This is a genomic window from Pseudoscardovia suis (assembly GCF_002797875.1).
Lineage (GTDB): Bacteria > Actinomycetota > Actinomycetes > Actinomycetales > Bifidobacteriaceae > Pseudoscardovia > Pseudoscardovia suis.
Genome location: NZ_PGFC01000001.1, coordinates 110,186 through 127,908 on the forward strand (window position 1 = coordinate 110,186; position 17,723 = coordinate 127,908).

Here is a 17,723-nt window from a genome sequence, read left to right on the forward strand (position 1 = left end):
ATATGCCTGTTGGCGGTAGCGCTGCCGCGACGCCGGTTCGTCGTTGCCGGATTCGCATGAGGTTGGGTGGTGGTGGCATGATGTGGTAGATACACGTAGCGGGTGCGTGGCGTGTGCCGCCTTGCGTTCCTGTGTTTTCTTCAACGTCGTGTGATGTCGCGCGAATGCGTGGCGTCAGGGCGCCGACATGCGAAATTTTGGATCCGGGAGGTTCGATATGGATGATAGCAATGCCGTGGCCGATGCCTTGGTGACCGTGCGGCGCATGGCTGCCCAGGCGAAGGACGCCCAGCATGACCTTGCGCGTGCCTCGACGGACAGGAAGAACGCGCTGTTGCTGGCCATCGCCGATGCCTTGGTGGCCAATGCCACTGCCATCCGTGAGGCCAATGATGCGGATTATGCCGCGGCGCAGGAATCCGGCATGTCGCAAGGGTTGCTCGACAGGCTTCGCTTCGATGAGGCGCGTGTGGAATCCACGGCGCAGGGGGTGCGCAATGTCGCGGCGCTGCCGGACCCGGTGGGACGCGTCGTGCGCGGCAACAACCTTCCCAATGGCATCCGGCTCACGCAGGTGCGCGTGCCGATGGGCGTCGTGGGCATGATCTACGAGGCGCGTCCGAACGTCACGATTGACGTTGCCGCTCTGTGCCTCAAGTCCGGCAATGCGGTGATTCTGCGTGGAGGCCATGCGGCGCTGCATACGAACGAAGCCACCCTCGACGTGATTGGCAGGACGCTTGCGGAACAGGGCTTCGACCCGGCGCTTGTGCAAAGCGTCGACCACATCGGCCGTCCCGGCGCCACCGCGATGATGCAGGCGCGCGGTTCCATCGACGTGCTGGTGCCCCGTGGCGGCGCGGGCCTCATCAAGGCGGTCGTGGAGAACTCCAAGGTGCCCACGATCGAAACCGGTTCGGGCAACTGCCATATCTACGTCGACAAGGCGGCGGACCTCGGTAAGACCATCCCGATTCTCATCAACGCCAAGACGCAACGCGTGGGCGTGTGCAATGCGGCGGAGAAGCTGCTCGTGCACAAGGACGTGGCGTCCGAGGAGCTGCCGCTCGCGGCCACTGCATTGCGCGAACACCATGTGCTCATGCATGCCGATGACGAGACCCGCCGCATTCTTGGCGACGCCGGCCTCATGGGCGACGACGTGGTGCCTGCCACCGACGAGGACTGGGACACGGAATACTTGGATTACCAGATCGGCATCAAGGTCGTCGGCAGCCTCGACGAGGCGATACGCCACATCACGGCGCATTCCACCGGGCATACGGAGGCCATCATCTCCGAGGATTACGCCGCCATCGAAGAGTTCACGGCGCGCGTGGATTCCGCGGTCGTCATGGTCAATGCCTCGACGCGCTTCACGGACGGTGGCATGTTCGGCCTGGGCGCAGAACTGGGAATCTCCACGCAGAAGTTGCACGCGCGCGGCCCGATGGGACTTGAGGAGCTCACGACCACGAAGTGGATTGCCTACGGCAACGGACAGGTGAGAAAGTAATGACATACACGATCGGCGATATGCGCCACATGATGGATGACGACCCCAAGGCGCCCCTGAGGCTGTCGTCGGCCCGGTTGAGCACGGTGCGCTACGTGTTCCTGGTGCACATCGAAGACGGCATTCCCTCGGCCATCGAACGCGCCGCCTTGGAATACGCCGACGCCATCCTCATCGGATGGCCGGAGGAGGACGCGCCGGATGTCGTCACCCCGCCGGAACGGCAATACGACTACATCAGCCAGCAGTTCGACTGGGGCGAGGAACGCATCGCGCAATTTCGCAAGTGGGAGCACGACGACAAAACCTCTGACATGGCCGACAGCCTCGTGTCGATAGCCGATTGCATCGCCGCCATTCGCAAGGCATACCAGCCCGAGTTCCTGCTGCCCACCTTCGCCGAGATCCGACGCGTGGTCGAAGACGAGTGGAACGAAGACATGGACCGCATCGAGGCCGAGAACAAAGAGGCGCATCCGCATGTCGCTTCGGATGACGCCGCGGACGACGATGCGGATTCCGACATCCGCAGCCACGAGGATCCGTCGCATGACGCAGACCCCGCCAAGGGCGGAGCGGAGCGCTGAGCCGCATGGAGGCACCCGTGCGCAAAGGCGCTCAGATTCACTTGGCGCGCCGCCGTTCGGCGCGAGGCAACTACCATGACGTGCCGCGCATCGGCATCATGGGCGGCACCTTCGACCCCATCCACAACGGCCATCTGGTCGCTGCGTCGGAAGTCGCCTGGGTCTATGACCTCGACAAGGTCATCTTCGTGCCCACCGGCAGGCCGGTGTTCAAGCTCGACCGCGACGTGACGAACGCCGAGGACCGCTATCTGATGACCGTCATCGCCACGGCGTCGAACCCGAACTTCGTCGTCTCCCGTGCTGACATCGACCGCCCCGGCATCACCTACACGATCGACACGCTGCGTGACTTCCGGGCGTTGTATCCGGACGCCGAACTGTTCTTCATCACCGGCGCCGACGTGATACCCCAGCTCATGCGGTGGAAGGATGCCGACGAAATGTGGGACATCGCGCATTTCGTCGGCGTTTCGCGCCCCGGTTATGAGGTGAACCTGCGCAAGGCGGGTGTGCCGCTGCGCAGCGTGGACGTCATCGAGATCCCTGCACTGGCCATTTCGTCCACCGACGTGCGGCGGCGTGCCCAAGCGGGCGAACCCGTGTGGTACCTCGTGCCGGACGGCGTTGTGCAATACATCTCGAAGCATGGTCTGTACCACCCCCGCGGAACCGACGAATCCCGGGAGATCGTGGCCGTGTGAACGGCGGTATTGGCGGGTGTCGGTGTGCTGTCAGCGAGGCTCGCTACTATGAATTAGGTCAGCTTCAATCTACAAGTTTGGAGATACGGTGAGCGCAGTCCTCGCAGGAAAACCTGATAAAAACCTCATACTCGTAACCGGCAGGTGCCATCCGAAGCTTGCCGCCGATGTGGCGAAACAATTGGGAATCGACGTACTGGAGACCACGGAATACGATTTCGCCAATGGCGAGATGTATGTGCGTTACACGGAGTCGGTGCGAGGCGCGGACGTGTTCGTGCTGCAGACCCATGCAGGTGAGACGATCAACAAGTTCATCATGGAGCAGCTCATCATGATTGACGCCGCCAAGCGTGCGTCCGCCCGCTCCATCACCGCCGTGTGCCCTCTGCTGGGATACTCCCGCCAGGACAAGAAGCACCGCGGCCGCGAGCCAATCTCCTGCCGCCTCATGTTCGACCTTCTCAAGGCCGCTGGCGCGGACCGCATCATGTCCGTCGACCTGCACGCCGCGCAGTCCCAGGGCTTCTTCGATGGTCCGGTCGACCATCTCATCGCCATGCCGGTGCTCGTTGACTATGTGCGCGATCGCCTCGACCTGTCGAATGTCGCGGTTGTCTCCCCGGATGCCGGTCGTATTCGCGTCGCCGAGCAGTGGGCGCAGCGCCTGGGTGGCGGCCCGCTCGCATTCGTGCACAAGACGCGCGACATCACCCGCCCGAACAAGGCGGTCGCCAACCGCGTCGTCGGCGAGGTGGAAGGCAAGGACTGCGTGCTGGTTGATGACCTCATCGATACCGGCGGCACGATCGCCGAGGCATGCAAGGTGCTGCGCGCAGCTGGCGCCAAGTCCATCACCGTTGTCGCCACGCACGGCGTGTTCTCCGGCCCGGCCGTCGAGCGCCTCAAGAATTGCGGCGCCCGCGAGGTCGTCGTCACCGACACCGTGCCGATTCCGCAGGAGAAGCGTTGGGACGGCCTCACCGTTCTGTCCATCGCTCCGTTGTTGGCAAGCGCCATCCAGGCGGTGTTCAACGACGGTTCTGTCGCGGAACTGTTCGACACCTATCCGACGCATCACGGCCAGGGTTTCCTCTTCGCCTGATGTTTCTTCTCCGTCTGATGGCGGTGCGTTCTTTACGGTGAACGTGCCATCCCGTGGCCTGCCCTGTGTGGTATGCGGTAGGGCACGGGATGGTGTACAATATAAAAATTGTGTGCTCGGAGATTTACCGAGCGCTCTTCCCCCATGGTGTAATGGCAGCACACGGGTCTTTGGAACCCTTTGTCTTGGTTCGAGTCCAGGTGGGGGAACTTCGAAACGGGTCTCGCGAGTCAATTGCGAGACCCGTACTCATATCTGGCGGCTTGCCGAAGTTGGCTGGTGACGCTTATTGTCTGGACGAGATTGGGGAAGGTGGCCGATTCGCACACGGATATGACACAGGCTGCCATGTCCGGCTCCCGCTGTTACAATTTCTAGCAGAGAACGACTTCAATCCGTCCGACCTGACTCAATCAGTCCGCTGAATCCCAGCCTTGCGGTCCGCCGTGATCACAGGGTAGGGCGAGCGTGAGTGATGCGAGTCGGCTGGAGGAATTGCCGCGGCCCGCGCGGTCGATTCCGGCTATCGCCGGAGCCGGTCGCACGGGCCGCTTTTGTGCTCAGACCCGGTCGCATCAGACAACGTGATACCGACGATGGGCCGCTGCAGACAATGTCATATTCGAATCCTCGCGGATTCGGGGAAGAACCGAAACGATGAGCGAAATCTCACAAGCGCAATCTCAAGAATCAACATCCTCGGTGGCGTCCCGCCTTGATGTCGCCATCATCCTTGCCGCCGGCGAAGGCACGCGCATGAAATCCTCCACGCCTAAGGTGCTTCACGATTTCGCGGGAAAGACGTTCCTCCAGCGTGTCATGGCATCCGTCGATGCCTTGGAACCCGCCACGACCGCCGTCGTCGTGCACTACCAGGCGGATCGTGTCGCCGCGGCGGCGCGCGACTATGACGAATCCGTGGTCGTCATCAACCAGGATGACAAGCCCGGCACCGGTCGCGCCGTGCAATGCGCGGTGCAGCAGTTGCGCGCGCAGGGGCGTTTCGAGGGAAGCGTGCTTATCGCGGCGTCTGACATGCCGTTGCTGGACGCCGCGACGTTGCGCGGACTTGCCGCGTACCATGCCCAGCAGCACAATGCTGCCACCGTGCTCACCACGAAACTCGCCGAACCCTTCGGCTATGGCCGTGTGATCCGCGACGAAAACGGACAGGTGTTGCGCATCGTCGAACAGAAGGACGCCAATGCCGCCGAGCAGGCCGTCGATGAAGTGAACACCTCCGTGTATGTGTTCGATTCCCGGGTGCTTGAGCGTGCCATCGCCGACTTGGACAGCGACAATGCGCAAGGCGAGTTCTATCTGACGGATGCCCTTGAGAAGGCGCGTGAATTCGGCAAGGTGGGTGCATGGCAGGCCCCCGATAGCCTCGCAGTGGAAGGCGTGAACGACCGCGTGCAGCTCGCCCGTCTGGCGAAGGCCCACAATGTGCGCGTGTGCGAGAACTGGATGCGCGAAGGCGTCACGATCCTTGACCCCGAGACCACGTGGATTGAGGATGATGTGACCATCGCCCGCGATGCCCAGATTCTGCCCGGCAGCTTCCTGCAAGGCACCACCACGATCGGTGAAGGCGCCGTGGTCGGCCCCTACACGACGCTCATCGATGCGACAATCGACGCCGGCGCCCACGTGGAACGCAGCCGCGTGCAGGGCACGCATATCGGTGAACGCGCCAACATCGGGCCGTGGACCTATCTGCGTCCGGGCAACGACCTGGCCGCGGACACGAAGGCTGGCGCATTCGTTGAAATGAAGAAAGCCCACATCGACGAAGGCTCCAAGGTACCACACTTGAGCTACATCGGCGACACTCACATCGGCACGCACACGAACGTGGGCGGTGGCACGATCACGGCGAATTACGACGGCGTGCATAAGAACCATACGGAGATTGGCTCGAATGTGCACGTGGGTGCAGGCAACATGTTCGTGGCTCCGGTGACCGTGGGCGACAATGTGACGACCGGCTCCGGTTCCGTCGTGCGCCATGACGTGGAGTCTGACGCGATGGTCTACTCGGAAAACACGCAGCATGTGGTGCCCGGTTGGAAGCCCAAGTGGGAGCGTGACGCGCAGGACGACGCACGCTGAGACGGATGCCGGCACGGATCGGGGTGGTTTCGCCCTGCGGCAAACGAAGGCCAGGCCAACCCGGTCCATTGCGTCAGCAACAAACGGAACGTCACAAACGAAAGTTCCTCGGGGTCCCAAGACCTTAGGGACTTCAAGAAATCCTAGAGAACACTAGAAACCGGAAAACAACAGAGAGGACACAACACATGGCAGCAGTTCAGGATTCCATCGATGCGGTGCGCATCGCGGCAGCGGCGGCGGACAGCCAGAAGGCAGAGGACATGGTGGCGTTCGACGTTTCCGAACCCCTTGCCATCACCGACATCTTCTTCCTTGCATCCGGCACCACGCCGCGCCACGTGCTTTCCATCGCCGAGGAAGTCGAGAAGCAGCTGTATCTGCAGACGAAACGCGACCCTCGCCATCGCGAAGGCGTTGAGGAAGGCGAATGGGTGTTGCTGGACTACGGCGACTTCGTGGTGCATGTGATGGATTCCCAGACCCGCGCTTTCTACAATCTCGAAAGGCTGTGGAAGGATTGCCCGTGCATCGACCTGCAGCTGCCCGAAGGCGCGTCCGTGCTGGAAGAAGGGGAGGGGTCACAGGCGGACAGCGGTGAGGATTCCGCCGATTCCTCCACGGCTGGCACGGATTCCGACGAGGCCTGATATGCCTGGCGCTGATTCCCATGGGCAGACCGTTTACGCGGTCACGCTCGTGCGCCACGGTCGCACGGCATACAATGCCGCCGGCAAGCTGCAAGGCCAAGTGGACATTCCACTCAACGACACCGGATTGTGGCAGGCCGACCGCACTGCGCAAGCGCTGTATGAGCGTTATGTGAAGGGCAGCGGTCGCACGCCCATCGTCGTGAGCTCCCCGTTGGAGCGTGCCTGCCAGACGGCTGAGCGCTTCGCGCAGCTTGCAGGCGTGCAGGTGGCCGTGGATGAGCGCGTCAAGGAACGCAGCTTCGGCGAATGGGAAGGCTGCCGCTGGTCCGATCTCGAGCAGAATTATCCGCGTGACTTCGGCATGTGGAAACGCTTCCAGGATGGTGAGATGCGCCATGGCGCCGAAGCGAAGGCGTCGGTGGGGCGTCGTGGTGCGCTCGCCGTGGAGGATTGGGCGAGCCGTGCCGGACAGGACCATGAGCTGTTCGTGTTTTCGCACGGCGCATGGATTTCGCAAACCGCCCAAAAGCTCATGCATCTGGACGTCGTAGACCCCACCTATGCCTCAATCAGTGGCCCTGACAACGGCCATTGGGTGCGCTTCCGTGTGTTGCGCACGCTCGATGGCGCGCTGCTGTGGCGCATGACGGAATTCAATCGCGGTCCCAGCGTGGAGCCGGGTGTCGATTGGAACGATCCGTTCGCCGCGAATGGCTCCGGCGAGGATTCGGCGCATGACACGGCGGCAGCTGTGCCACCTGTGCTGTGACCGGCGCCGGACGCTGCCATCAGTGCTGTCATCAGCGCCGTCAGCATCATCCGCCATCCACCTATTCAGCCGATGAAGTAACGCCGTTAACGTATTGAGCCTTTGCGGTAGAGTATGTGCAGAAGCGGGTGGCGAAGAAACCGGTTTGGCAATATCATCGGACGTCGCTATCGGATGTTGGTATCGGTTCCTCGGTTGGCAAACGGTTGGGAGGGCTCATGAAGAATTTCTTCGGCAACATCAAGTGGTCACAGATTCTCGCGGGTGCGCTTGCAGCCGTGACATCCTTCCTGTTCATGAACAAGATTGGCATTGCCGGATCGGTGATTGGCGCTGCCGTGGCATCCATCGTCACGGCGCTCGCTACGCAGATTTACCAAGACGTGCTCAAAGCGTCGCACGACACCATGCAGAAGATCACTGGCGCTGACGGTGATTCCACAGATTCTGAATCCGACGACAGTCAAGGCGATGGGAAGGCCCAGCGCAAGCCCCGTGCCGCCGTGGCTGTCGTAGACCCCTATGGCAAACAGATGCAGGACCGCCTGGCGCAGGATGACGATCTTGCGGACGGACTGGGAGCAGCCGCCGTTGCGTCGTCGGTTGGCGGGGCAGCGGCAGACGACGCGACCAGTGGTACAACCGGAGCAGGTGCAGACCAGTCCGCAGGCGATAGCAGTGGCATCAAGGATGAGGATTTCGCTGGATTCACATCCATCACCGAGACTGCACCCACCCAGATTTTGCCGGATGCCGTGCGCGACGCCGCCGTCAAGGCGACGTTGGACGCGAAGCCGAGCCCGATGCAGCTGCGCCGTGAAATCAGCAGCGGTCAGGGAGCAGACTCCGCCAAGTCCGGCAAGGGTGGCACAGCTGGCAGGAAGCAGTTGAGCCCCAAGGCGCGCATGTTCATCGTGGCGCTTGTATGCTCGCTCATCGCGGTGGTCATCACCGTCGTCATCATCAGTGCCGTGACCGGCGGCGAAGGCCTGGGCACCAAGCCCGCGGATATGCAGCAGCAGATACAGACGCCATATCAGGATTCGCCGAGCACAGACGAGCAACAGAGCAATACGCCGCTTGACGACGAGACCTCCATCGATGATTCCCAGGACGACACGGATTCCACCGACGATGTGGACTCCTATCCGACGCAGGACCAGTCGCCGAGCGAGACGGCGAGCAAGTCCGCCACCGCGTCGCCATCCGTCACGGCTTCGTCGTCCGCAACACAGGAGGAGACGAAGAATCCGGAGGCTTCGACATCGGCTTCGCCGTCACAATCCTCCAGTCCTTCGGCATCCGCGTCAAGCTCGGCATCCGCTCCGGCAAGCAGCAGTGCCACGGCCAGCAGCACCACGGGCACCAGCACGAACTGACCGCAGGGACTGACCGCAGGGATCGCTTTCTTCGGGATTATTCCCAGCCTGTTCCCATAGTCTTCTCATGGCTTTCCATGGTCCCCTCATGAAGTTCTCTCATGAGGTTTTTCACCATGGGGTTTCCGTTGTGTTTCGCAATCGATAGTTGGGGTTACGACAAATCACATTGCGCAATATCCGGGATATCTGAAGGCAATCCTCATGGCGGTTTTCTCGCTTAGCTTGTGAACCAACAAGTTAAGAAGAGAGGAAACCAATGACAGCCATAGTGTTTTCCAAACGGCATTGTCGATTGGCAATCGCAATGCCTTGCGTGATCTGTGCCGCTCTCTCCGTGTTCTTCGCATTCGCCCTTGTCAGCGCCCCCACGGCGCAGGCAGCCCCATCCGCTGCACAGGCCGTGGCAACGTGCAATCCAACGTCTTCCAACGGGTGTGTCAATGGCATCTTGCAGGATGCCGGCAAATCCCCGATTGCTGGCGCAACCGTCACCCTTTCCGGTGCAGAAACCGGCACGACCACGACCGCGGCAGACGGCACCTGGGCGTTTTCCGTCGCCGATGATGGCGATTACACCGTCACCATCGACGCGACGGTCGCCAGCCAGCATGGGCTCGCGGCAAGCAGCGCGACAGTCACGATAAAAAAATCCAGTTTTGGCAAACAGCGCGCCGTCGTGCGCTTCGACCAAGCGAATTCCGCCGCCGGCGCATCGAGCGCAAGCGGATCGGCAAGCGCCGCCTCCGGCACCGCGTCGGATTCAGGCTCGACGGTACAGGCATCCGGCAAGCCGTCCGGTTCGAACACCGCCATGCGCATCTGGCAGCAGCTGTATTCCGGCATCGTCTTCGGCCTCATGCTCGGCCTTATGTCGGTGGGCATGAACCTCGTGTACGGCACCACCGGTTTGCAGTCGTTCTCCCATGGTGAGCAGGTCACGCTCGGCGGACTCATGGCATACGTCGGCACCCAGCTGATGCATATGCCGCTCATCGTTTCAGCGGTCTTCGCCATCGCGGTCGGCGCGCTCACCGGCCTCATCCAGAACCAGATCGTGTGGAGCCCTCTGAGACGCCGCCACGTGGGCACCATGCAGCAGATGATCGTCACCATCGGCTTGTCGATGGCGCTGCAATACACGTTCCAGTTCTTCTTCGGCGGCAACATCGTGGGCATCGTCAAATCCGTGCCGGCGAGCTTCCAACTGGGGCCGGTCACCACAAACGCGCCGACCATCGTCTCCGCGCTCATCGCGCTCGCTGTCATCATTGCCGTCACGCTGTTCCTGTACAAGACGCGTTTCGGGCGCGCCACGCGGGCGGTGTGCGACAATCCGGCGCTCGCCGCGGCAAGCGGCATCAACGTGGACCAGGTCGTGCGCATCGTATGGATCCTCTCGTGCGCGATGGCGGCGCTGTCCGGTGTGCTGCTGGGAATTTACCTCAACGGAATCTCGTGGAACACCGGCGCCACGCTCATCCTGCTCATGTTCGCCGCGGTCACGCTTGGCGGCTTGGGCACCGCCAACGGTGCGCTGATCGGATCCCTCGTCATCGGCATCGTGTCGGACATGAGCTCGCTCGTCATCCCCAACGACATGCGTTACGCCAGCGCGCTGGCAATTCTCATCATCGTTCTGCTGGTGCGCCCGCAGGGCATCTTCGGCAAGCAGCAAAGGGTGGGCTGAGACATGAACACCTTGACAATAATCACCAACGCAGCCGGCGAGTTCATCGCCCCGACCACGGCGGCATACGCGCTCGCAGCCATCGGGCTCAACATCCATTTCGGCATGACCGGCCTGATGAACATGGGGCAGGCGGGCTTCATGCTCTTGGGAGCCTACGGCTTCGCCATCACCCAGTCGATGGGCGCCAACCTGTTCACCTCGGTGTGCACGGCATTGCTGCTCGCCGTCATCTATGCGCTCCTGCTGGGAATCCCGACCCTGCGGCTGGGGCCTGACTACCTGGCGATGGTCACGCTCGCCGCCGCCGAGATCATCCGCATCATCGGCCGCTCCACCGCCATGACGCACGTCACCGGAGGCTCCGGTGGCATTTCGCCGCAGAACTTCACCGAGAAGTTCGAGGAGCTTTCGCCACTGCCGGACGGCACGACGAAAGTGCTGCTGTGGACATATAGCAACAACATCGCGAACTCTTGGTGGCTGCGCATCGTCGCCTGGGCGCTGGTGGCGATCGCCGCGCTGCTGTGCTGGCGCTGGTTTCATTCCCCGTGGGGCCGCATGCTCAAAGGCATCCGCGAGGATGAGAACGCCATCCGTTCCTTGGGCAAGCCGGTGACACGCTACAAGATGGAGTCCCTCATCCTCGGCGGCGTGTTCGGCGCGCTCGCTGGCATCATCTTCGTGCTGCCCCGGTCCGTGCAGCCGGATTCCCTGGGCCGCACGGTGACGTTCTATACGTGGACGATCCTGCTGCTGGGCGGCGCCGCCACGATCCTTGGTCCGATCCTCGGGTCCTGTCTGCTGTGGGTGCTGCTGACGTTCGTCAAGGAGCTCATGCGCGGCACGATCCCCGCCACGTTCATCACCTCCAATCAGATCGAAGCCCTCGGCTGGGTCATCGTCGGCATCGCGCTGATGTGCCTGGTCATTTTCAGACCACAAGGCCTGCTGGGAGACCGAAAGGAGTTGGCTTTCCATGCGTAACACCATGCGTAACACAACGAATCCATCAGTCGCGCCCGCCGGCATCGAACCCGGCGTGCCGTTCCACGACCTGGCGCAATGGGCGACGAAAGCCCCGGAAGGGGAGAAGCTCATCTCCACCGCGTACCGCGACAAAGTGACCGAGGATCTCAGATTCGTGGAAAACGTGCCAGGCGTGCACAAGCCCGACCCGATTCTCGTTGCCGACAACGTGACCCGTCGATTCGGCGGCATGACCGCCGTGGACGTGACGCATTTCGAAATCGAACGCCACGGCATCACCGCCTTGATCGGGCCCAACGGCGCCGGCAAGACGACGTTCTTCAACCTGTTGACCGGTTTCGATACGCCGGACACCGGCTCCTGGCAGTTCGACGGCAAGGACATGGCGCATGCGCAGCCCGAGAAGGCGGCGCGCATGGGAATGGTGCGCACGTTCCAGCTCACCAAGGTGATGAGTCGGCTCACGGTGCTCGACAACATGCTGCTCGGCGCCCCGGTGCAGCCGGGCGAGGGCATGTTCCGCGCACTGTTTCCCGCCACGTGGCGCAAGCAGGAGAAAGCGAACGTCGAGAAAGCCGAAGCCTTGCTCGAACGCTTCCTGCTCATCAAGAAGAAGGATGATTACGCCGGCTCCCTCTCCGGCGGCCAGCGCAAGCTGCTGGAGATGGCGAGGGCGTTGATGAGCGACCCACAGCTCGTCATGCTCGACGAGCCGATGGCGGGTGTGAACCCCGCCCTCAAGCAGTCGTTGCTCGATCACATCCTCGCGTTGCGCGAGGAAGGCACCACGGTGCTGTTCGTCGAGCATGACATGAACATGGTGCGCCACATCGCCGACTGGGTCACTGTGATGGCGGAAGGCGCGATCGTCGCCGAAGGCCAGCCCAAGACGGTGATGGACGACCCTGCGGTCGTCGATGCCTACTTGGGGGCGCATGCGAACATCGATCTGGGCGACGATTCAGTGCTCGACGATCCTGGGGAAACCGCAGAAACCACAGAAACCGCTGGAACTCCGGAAATTGAGGGACCTTCGGGAACTGCGGCAGTCGCAGAAACCGCAAAAATCGCAAAAACCTCGGGAATCGACGCAAAGGAGGCATCACGATGAGTGCCATCGCAACCATGGAAGGCACGGCCGTGCAAGCCCCGGCCGCTGACCGGACGGCGGAAGGCGAGGCCGCGGCTCCCGCGCCCCTTGCCCGCGAGCAGATTCACGTGGGGGAGCCTGAAGGCGAGCCGTTGCTCGACGCGCAGAACCTCGTCGCCGGCTACATACCAGGCGTGAATATCCTCAACGGCGCATCACTCACGCTGCACGAAGGCGAGATCGTGGGCATCATCGGTCCCAATGGCGCCGGCAAGTCGACGCTGCTCAAATCCCTTTTCGGCCTCGTGCGCATCCACTCGGGCACGCTCATGCTCAAGGGGGAGGACATCACGAACATGCGCGCCGACCGGCTTGTGGCACGCGGCGTGGGCTTCGTGCCCCAGACCGAAAACGTCTTTCCCAGCCTGACCGTCGCTGAGAACCTGCGCATGGGCGCGTTCCAAGCGCCGAAACTGTTCAATGAGCGCTTCGACTACGTGTGCTCGATCTTTCCCAAACTCGGCCAGCGCCGCGGCCAGCTCGCCGGTCAGCTGTCAGGCGGCGAACGCCAGATGGTGGCGATGGCGCGCGCCCTCATGATGATGCCGTCCGTCCTGCTGCTTGATGAGCCGTCCGCAGGCCTGTCTCCGATGCTTCAGGACGAGACATTCATCAGGGTGCGCAAGATCAACAAAGCGGGTGTATCCGTGGTCATAGTCGAGCAGAACGCACGGCGCTGCCTGCAGATCTGCGACCGCGGTTATGTGCTCGACCAAGGCCGCAACGCCTACTCCGGCAAGGGCCGCGATCTCATGACCGACCCCAAGGTCATTGCCTTGTATCTGGGCAACTTGGAAGAGAAGGTGAGCGAGGAAGGCCGCTAACGGTCTTCTGATATGCCGCCGGCGGGCATCGCTCTCCGGCGGCTTCATCATGCAATTTTTCAGCAAAGGGCCATGTGTTTCCTGATTTTTTCACATGTCACGTTCAGTTAATCTGCGCCATACAAAGCCTGCGAGGCAGCCGCATATATTGCGAATCAATGATTCCCGAACACATGGTTCGAATGCCTGCCCGGGATCGTTTCCGATGTGGCGCTCTGCCACCCATGAGAAGGAATGGTGATCGCAATGAAGACAATCAGTCGTACACGCATCAATGGCATTACCCACCGCAATTTGCGCAGCAACGCGTCCCATCGCGTGAGGAAGGCAGCCATGACCGTCATCGCCGCCTCGACCGCAGCGGTCCTGGCGCTCGCCGGATGTGGGTCGTCCAGTTCCAGCGGTTCGGGCTCGAGCTCCGCCGCCACGACTTCGAATTTCGTGCTGGGCGGTCTATGGCCCGAGACCGGATCCTTGGCGAGCCTGGCGCCGCCCGAACTCGCCGCGGAGAAGCTGGCGGTGCAGGACATCAATGACGCAGGCGGCGTGCTGGGCAACTCAATCACCACCGTGGACGCGGACACCTCCGACGCTGACCACGCCGACCAAAACACATCCGCCGCCCAGTCCGTGCTCAGCAAGAACCCGTCATTCATCATCGGCCCGGCGTCCAGCTCCGTGGTCAAGAACACGTACAAGACGATCACCGCGCAGAACGTCCCGATGTTGTCGATGGGCGCCACGTCCACGAGCCTGTCCGGCGTTTCCGATTACTTCTTCCGCACGGTCGCGCCGGATTCGGTGCAGGGCGCGGTCATGGGCAACCTCATCGCACAGGACGGCGTGCAGAAGCTCGCCATCGCGACGTTCAACGACGAGTACGGCACCGGCCTGCGTGACACCATCGTCAAGACCGCCACTGCGGCAGGCGTGAGCGTCGTCTATGGCGAGACCGACACGTTCGACCCGACCGAGACGAACTTCTCGTCCATCGCCACCGCCATCAAGGCATCCAACCCGGACGCGACGCTCGTCATCGCCTTCGACCAGACTGTGCCGCTGCTCAAGGCTCTTGTTTCCGCAGGCGTCAATACGAAGAAGCTGTATTTCGTCGATGGCAACACGCAGGACTATTCCGATGACGTGGACGCGGGCGTGCTGGAAGGCTCGAAGGGCACGATCCCTGGCGTGAACCCGTCCGAGGATTTCGTCAAGCGTCTGGAGTCCACCGGCGTCGATCTGAAGAACGTCACGACGTATGGTGCCGAAACATATGACGGCATCATCCTCGCCGCCCTCGCCGCGCAGAAGGGTGGCAGCGCTGACGGCAAGACGATTCAGGCGAACATGGCGGCGGTCTCCGGCTCCACCAACGGCGAGAAGTGCGATTCCTACAAGGCGTGCGTTGCGCTGCTCAAGGATGGCAAGGAGATCCAGTACCAAGGGCAGACTGGCATCGGGGCATTCAACACGAACAACGACCCGAGCTCGGCGAACATTGGCGTCTATACCTTCGACGCCTCTAACAAGCCGGTCTTCGACCACACCCAGTCCGGTGATGTGCCGACGGAGTGACGCAACCGGTGCATAGTCACAAAGCCGGTTAACCACAACGCAAACAACAACAAAAGGGTCGCAGCCAATGAGCTGCGACCCTTGATTTGTGGAGCTAAGGGGATTCGAACCCCTGACCCCCTCCATGCCATGGAGGTGCGCTACCAGCTGCGCTATAGCCCCGTTCTTGCGAACCTCGACTACTATACATAGCGTTTTTGCTCACGCAAAACTCGGCGTGTCGCGCACGGTAGACGGGGCGCACATCCCTGTAGCCAGACCGCTTCCATCCACGCGCGACGCTCACATGCGATGCTCGATTCTCAATGCAATCCTGATGGCGGCTCTAGGCAATCCTTGGGACTGGCGACAGGATTATTCGTGCAAAATTCACTTAGTGGCGTTCCCACGCCCCAGGGTCGGAGTATTCTTCTATAGGTTGATCCCTTGGTCGGGGTCATGAAGGCAGGAAGACGGCTCACGAGGGGCAGGTGATCGGAATGTTGAGAATATTCAGCACGGTGAACTCACATACGAAGCCGATTGAGAAACCCGAGCAAGGCTCCTGGCTGTGCCTGACCGACCCCACCGATGTGGAGCTCACCTCCGTCGCCACCGCATGCGACATCGACCTCGCCGATTTGCGCGCACCATTGGATGACGAGGAGCGCTCGCGAGTGGATGTCGAGGAAGGCTACACGATGATCATCGTGGACATCCCCACCGTCGAGGAACGAGGTGGCCGCGATTGGTATGAGACGATCCCGTTGTCGGTCATCGTCACCGAGGATTACATCGTCACCGTGTGCATGAAGGACACTCCGCTGCTGCATCCGTTCATGGAAGGCACAATCCGTGGGTTCAACACCTTCATGAAATCCCGGTTCATCCTTCAGATCCTGTATCGCAACGCCACGATGTACCTGCGTTACCTGCGCATCATCGACCGAGAAAGTGACAAGCTGGAATTCCGCTTGCGCGATTCCATGCGCAACGAAGAAATCATCCAGCTCATGGAACTGAGCAAGACCTTGGTCTACTTCGCCACATCCCTTAAATCGAACGAAATCGTGCTCGAGAAGATGACGAGCCTCGACCGCATCCGGCAGTATCCGGATGACGCCGACCTGCTTGACGACGTCATCACCGAAAACAAGCAGGCTATCGAGATGGCCAACATTTACAGCGGCGTTCTTGCCAGCATGACGGAGACATTCGGGTCCATTGTGTCGAACAACCTCAACAACGTGATGCGAGTGTTCACGATCATCTCCATCGTCATTTCCGTGCCCACGCTCATCTTCTCGATGTTCGGCATGAACTTCCAGGACGGCGGCATGCTCGGCATGCCTTTGACAGGCGATCCGTGGGGCTTTGCGGTTGTTGTCATCCTTTCGATTGCGCTGGCCGCCATTGTGGCATGGGTGCTCACGCGCACGAAGATGTTCAAGTGAGACGTCGGTTCGCATGAGTGGGCGCAGCAGGTGCAGCACTGTCTGCACTGCTGCACTGGCTGCGCTGCGTCATCGCATCATCGCGATCGTCCCACCCACAGCAATCTGCCATCCGGATTATTCACGCGTGGCATAATCCCCATCGATTGCGCCCCAGGGGTGTCGGTAATATGAGACGTATGTCGATTCTCCACGTGTTGCACAGCAAGACTTCGCGCCGGCAGCGCACGGCGGCGCTCCTGGCGTTCGTCGTTGCGGCGGTCGCGCCGCTTGCCGGTTGCGCCGAATCCATGAACGCCAGCGAAGTCACGGGACCCATCATCACCATCGGGATTGCCTATGACAGGCCGGGGGTCGCGATGGAGCTGTCGGGCAACCTCACCGGTCTGGACGTGGACGTGGCGCAGTATGTGGCACACCGGCTGGGATATGCCAAGAACCAAATCAGCTGGCGTGAGGCAAGCAACGCCGATCGCGACGAACTGCTGAAAAAGGGCGACGTCAACATGATCGTGGGCGTGCACGCGGACCTGGACGGCACGACCGATGATGTCGAATTCTCCCAGCCATACGTCAATTCCGCGCAAGACCTGATGGTCCGCACGTCCGATTCCGATACGATTACGGAGCTTTCCGACCTGAAAGGCAAGTCCATCTGCACGGTGGACGGCTCCGTGGCTCCCGGCGTGGCGGAGGCCATAAAGAAGGCCGGGGCGACCACCATCACCACATCCAGCTATTCCGAATGCGTCACCGCGTTGCTGTCAGGCACCACGGACGCCGTGGAAGGCGACGACCTGGTGCTTGCCGGCATCGTGGAAAACAGTGGTTCGGGAACGATGCATCTTCTCAACACGCCTTTGACGACAGTGGGATATGGCATCGCGCTTCCCGCTGGTGATGCAAAGCTGCGGGACAACGTGGATGACGCGCTGCAACGCATGGTGGATGATGGCAGCTGGGACGCCAGCGTGAAGGCGAACATCAACCTCGAAGGCTTCGCGCTCAACTCCGCGATTGCGAAATCCTGACCGCCGCGTGCGCCCCTCTCACGCCGCTTCCGCCGGCAGGTGTGGCATCTGCCGATGATGGCCGCTACCGATCCCGCCGCCGCGCGGTTCGCATGGTGAACGGTTCGAAGCGGCTCGTGTCCACATGATTCACGATAATTTTTAATCAGTGCGTGCCGTCTCAACCTGCCAATGCGTCGCATGGGATTGTGCGGGTTCGGACGAC

Annotated in this window: 14 protein-coding genes, 2 tRNA genes and 1 pseudogene; 16 read left to right on the forward strand and 1 reads right to left on the reverse strand. The window is 61.5% G+C overall.

The window, feature by feature from the left end; all coding sequences use genetic code 11:
- Positions 1-217: 217 nt before the first annotated feature.
- The 14 genes and pseudogenes from CLV65_RS00370 to CLV65_RS00435 all read left to right on the forward strand — a co-directional run bounded on the left by CLV65_RS00370 (position 218) and on the right by CLV65_RS00435 (position 15,054).
- Positions 218-1,516 carry a glutamate-5-semialdehyde dehydrogenase gene (locus CLV65_RS00370; protein WP_094691140.1) on the forward strand — a complete coding sequence of 433 codons (1,299 nt, stop codon included), beginning with the start codon at positions 218-220 and terminating at the stop codon, positions 1,514-1,516.
- Positions 1,516-2,103 carry a hypothetical protein gene (locus CLV65_RS00375; RefSeq protein WP_094691138.1) on the forward strand — a complete coding sequence of 196 codons (588 nt, stop codon included), beginning with the start codon at positions 1,516-1,518 and terminating at the stop codon, positions 2,101-2,103. The genes CLV65_RS00370 and CLV65_RS00375 overlap by 1 nt, the downstream gene beginning before the upstream one ends.
- A 5-nt stretch (positions 2,104-2,108) precedes the next feature.
- Positions 2,109-2,807, forward strand: a complete 699-nt coding sequence (gene nadD / locus CLV65_RS00380; RefSeq protein ID WP_094691136.1) for a nicotinate-nucleotide adenylyltransferase — start codon at positions 2,109-2,111, stop codon at positions 2,805-2,807.
- A gap of 88 nt (positions 2,808-2,895) precedes the next feature.
- On the forward strand, positions 2,896-3,912 hold the full coding sequence (locus tag CLV65_RS00385) for a ribose-phosphate diphosphokinase (RefSeq protein WP_094691135.1): 1,017 nt from the start codon (positions 2,896-2,898) through the stop codon (positions 3,910-3,912).
- A gap of 138 nt (positions 3,913-4,050) precedes the next feature.
- A tRNA-Gln gene (locus CLV65_RS00390) sits at positions 4,051-4,121 on the forward strand.
- A 448-nt stretch (positions 4,122-4,569) separates the two neighbouring features.
- Positions 4,570-6,024 (forward strand): bifunctional UDP-N-acetylglucosamine diphosphorylase/glucosamine-1-phosphate N-acetyltransferase GlmU, encoded by a 1,455-nt coding sequence (gene glmU / locus CLV65_RS00395; protein ID WP_094691134.1) that lies wholly within the window; start codon positions 4,570-4,572, stop codon positions 6,022-6,024.
- Between the two features lie 188 nt (positions 6,025-6,212).
- Positions 6,213-6,674 carry a ribosome silencing factor gene (gene rsfS, locus CLV65_RS00400; protein WP_094691133.1) on the forward strand — a complete coding sequence of 154 codons (462 nt, stop codon included), beginning with the start codon at positions 6,213-6,215 and terminating at the stop codon, positions 6,672-6,674.
- Position 6,675: 1 nt separating this feature from the next.
- Positions 6,676-7,446 (forward strand): histidine phosphatase family protein, encoded by a 771-nt coding sequence (locus CLV65_RS00405; RefSeq protein WP_094691132.1) that lies wholly within the window; start codon positions 6,676-6,678, stop codon positions 7,444-7,446.
- A gap of 218 nt (positions 7,447-7,664) precedes the next feature.
- Positions 7,665-8,825, forward strand: coding sequence for a hypothetical protein (locus CLV65_RS00410; protein ID WP_094691130.1), 1,161 nt, complete (start codon positions 7,665-7,667; stop codon positions 8,823-8,825).
- Positions 8,826-9,132: 307 nt separating this feature from the next.
- A complete protein-coding gene (locus tag CLV65_RS00415) occupies positions 9,133-10,515 on the forward strand; it encodes a branched-chain amino acid ABC transporter permease (RefSeq protein ID WP_420848390.1) in 1,383 nt (460 codons plus the stop codon).
- A 3-nt stretch (positions 10,516-10,518) separates the two neighbouring features.
- A complete protein-coding gene (locus CLV65_RS00420) occupies positions 10,519-11,502 on the forward strand; it encodes a branched-chain amino acid ABC transporter permease (protein WP_094691127.1) in 984 nt (327 codons plus the stop codon).
- A 4-nt stretch (positions 11,503-11,506) separates the two neighbouring features.
- Positions 11,507-12,478, forward strand: a pseudogene (locus tag CLV65_RS00425) (ABC transporter ATP-binding protein); the annotation flags it as partial.
- Positions 12,479-12,630: 152 nt separating this feature from the next.
- Positions 12,631-13,479, forward strand: a complete 849-nt coding sequence (locus tag CLV65_RS00430; RefSeq protein ID WP_420848392.1) for an ABC transporter ATP-binding protein — start codon at positions 12,631-12,633, stop codon at positions 13,477-13,479.
- A 333-nt stretch (positions 13,480-13,812) separates the two neighbouring features.
- Complete coding sequence (locus CLV65_RS00435) at positions 13,813-15,054, forward strand: ABC transporter substrate-binding protein (RefSeq protein ID WP_211278413.1); 1,242 nt, start codon at positions 13,813-13,815, stop codon at positions 15,052-15,054.
- Between the two features lie 89 nt (positions 15,055-15,143).
- Here CLV65_RS00435 and CLV65_RS00440 read toward each other — a convergent pair.
- A tRNA-Ala gene (locus CLV65_RS00440) sits at positions 15,144-15,216 on the reverse strand.
- 317 nt (positions 15,217-15,533) lie between these two features.
- Here CLV65_RS00440 and CLV65_RS00445 point away from each other — a divergent pair.
- Together CLV65_RS00445 and CLV65_RS00450 are read left to right on the forward strand one after the other, a co-directional pair.
- A complete protein-coding gene (locus CLV65_RS00445) occupies positions 15,534-16,487 on the forward strand; it encodes a magnesium transporter CorA family protein (protein ID WP_094691121.1) in 954 nt (317 codons plus the stop codon).
- Positions 16,488-16,666: 179 nt separating this feature from the next.
- Positions 16,667-17,518 carry a transporter substrate-binding domain-containing protein gene (locus CLV65_RS00450; protein ID WP_157847172.1) on the forward strand — a complete coding sequence of 284 codons (852 nt, stop codon included), beginning with the start codon at positions 16,667-16,669 and terminating at the stop codon, positions 17,516-17,518.
- Positions 17,519-17,723 lie beyond the last annotated feature (205 nt).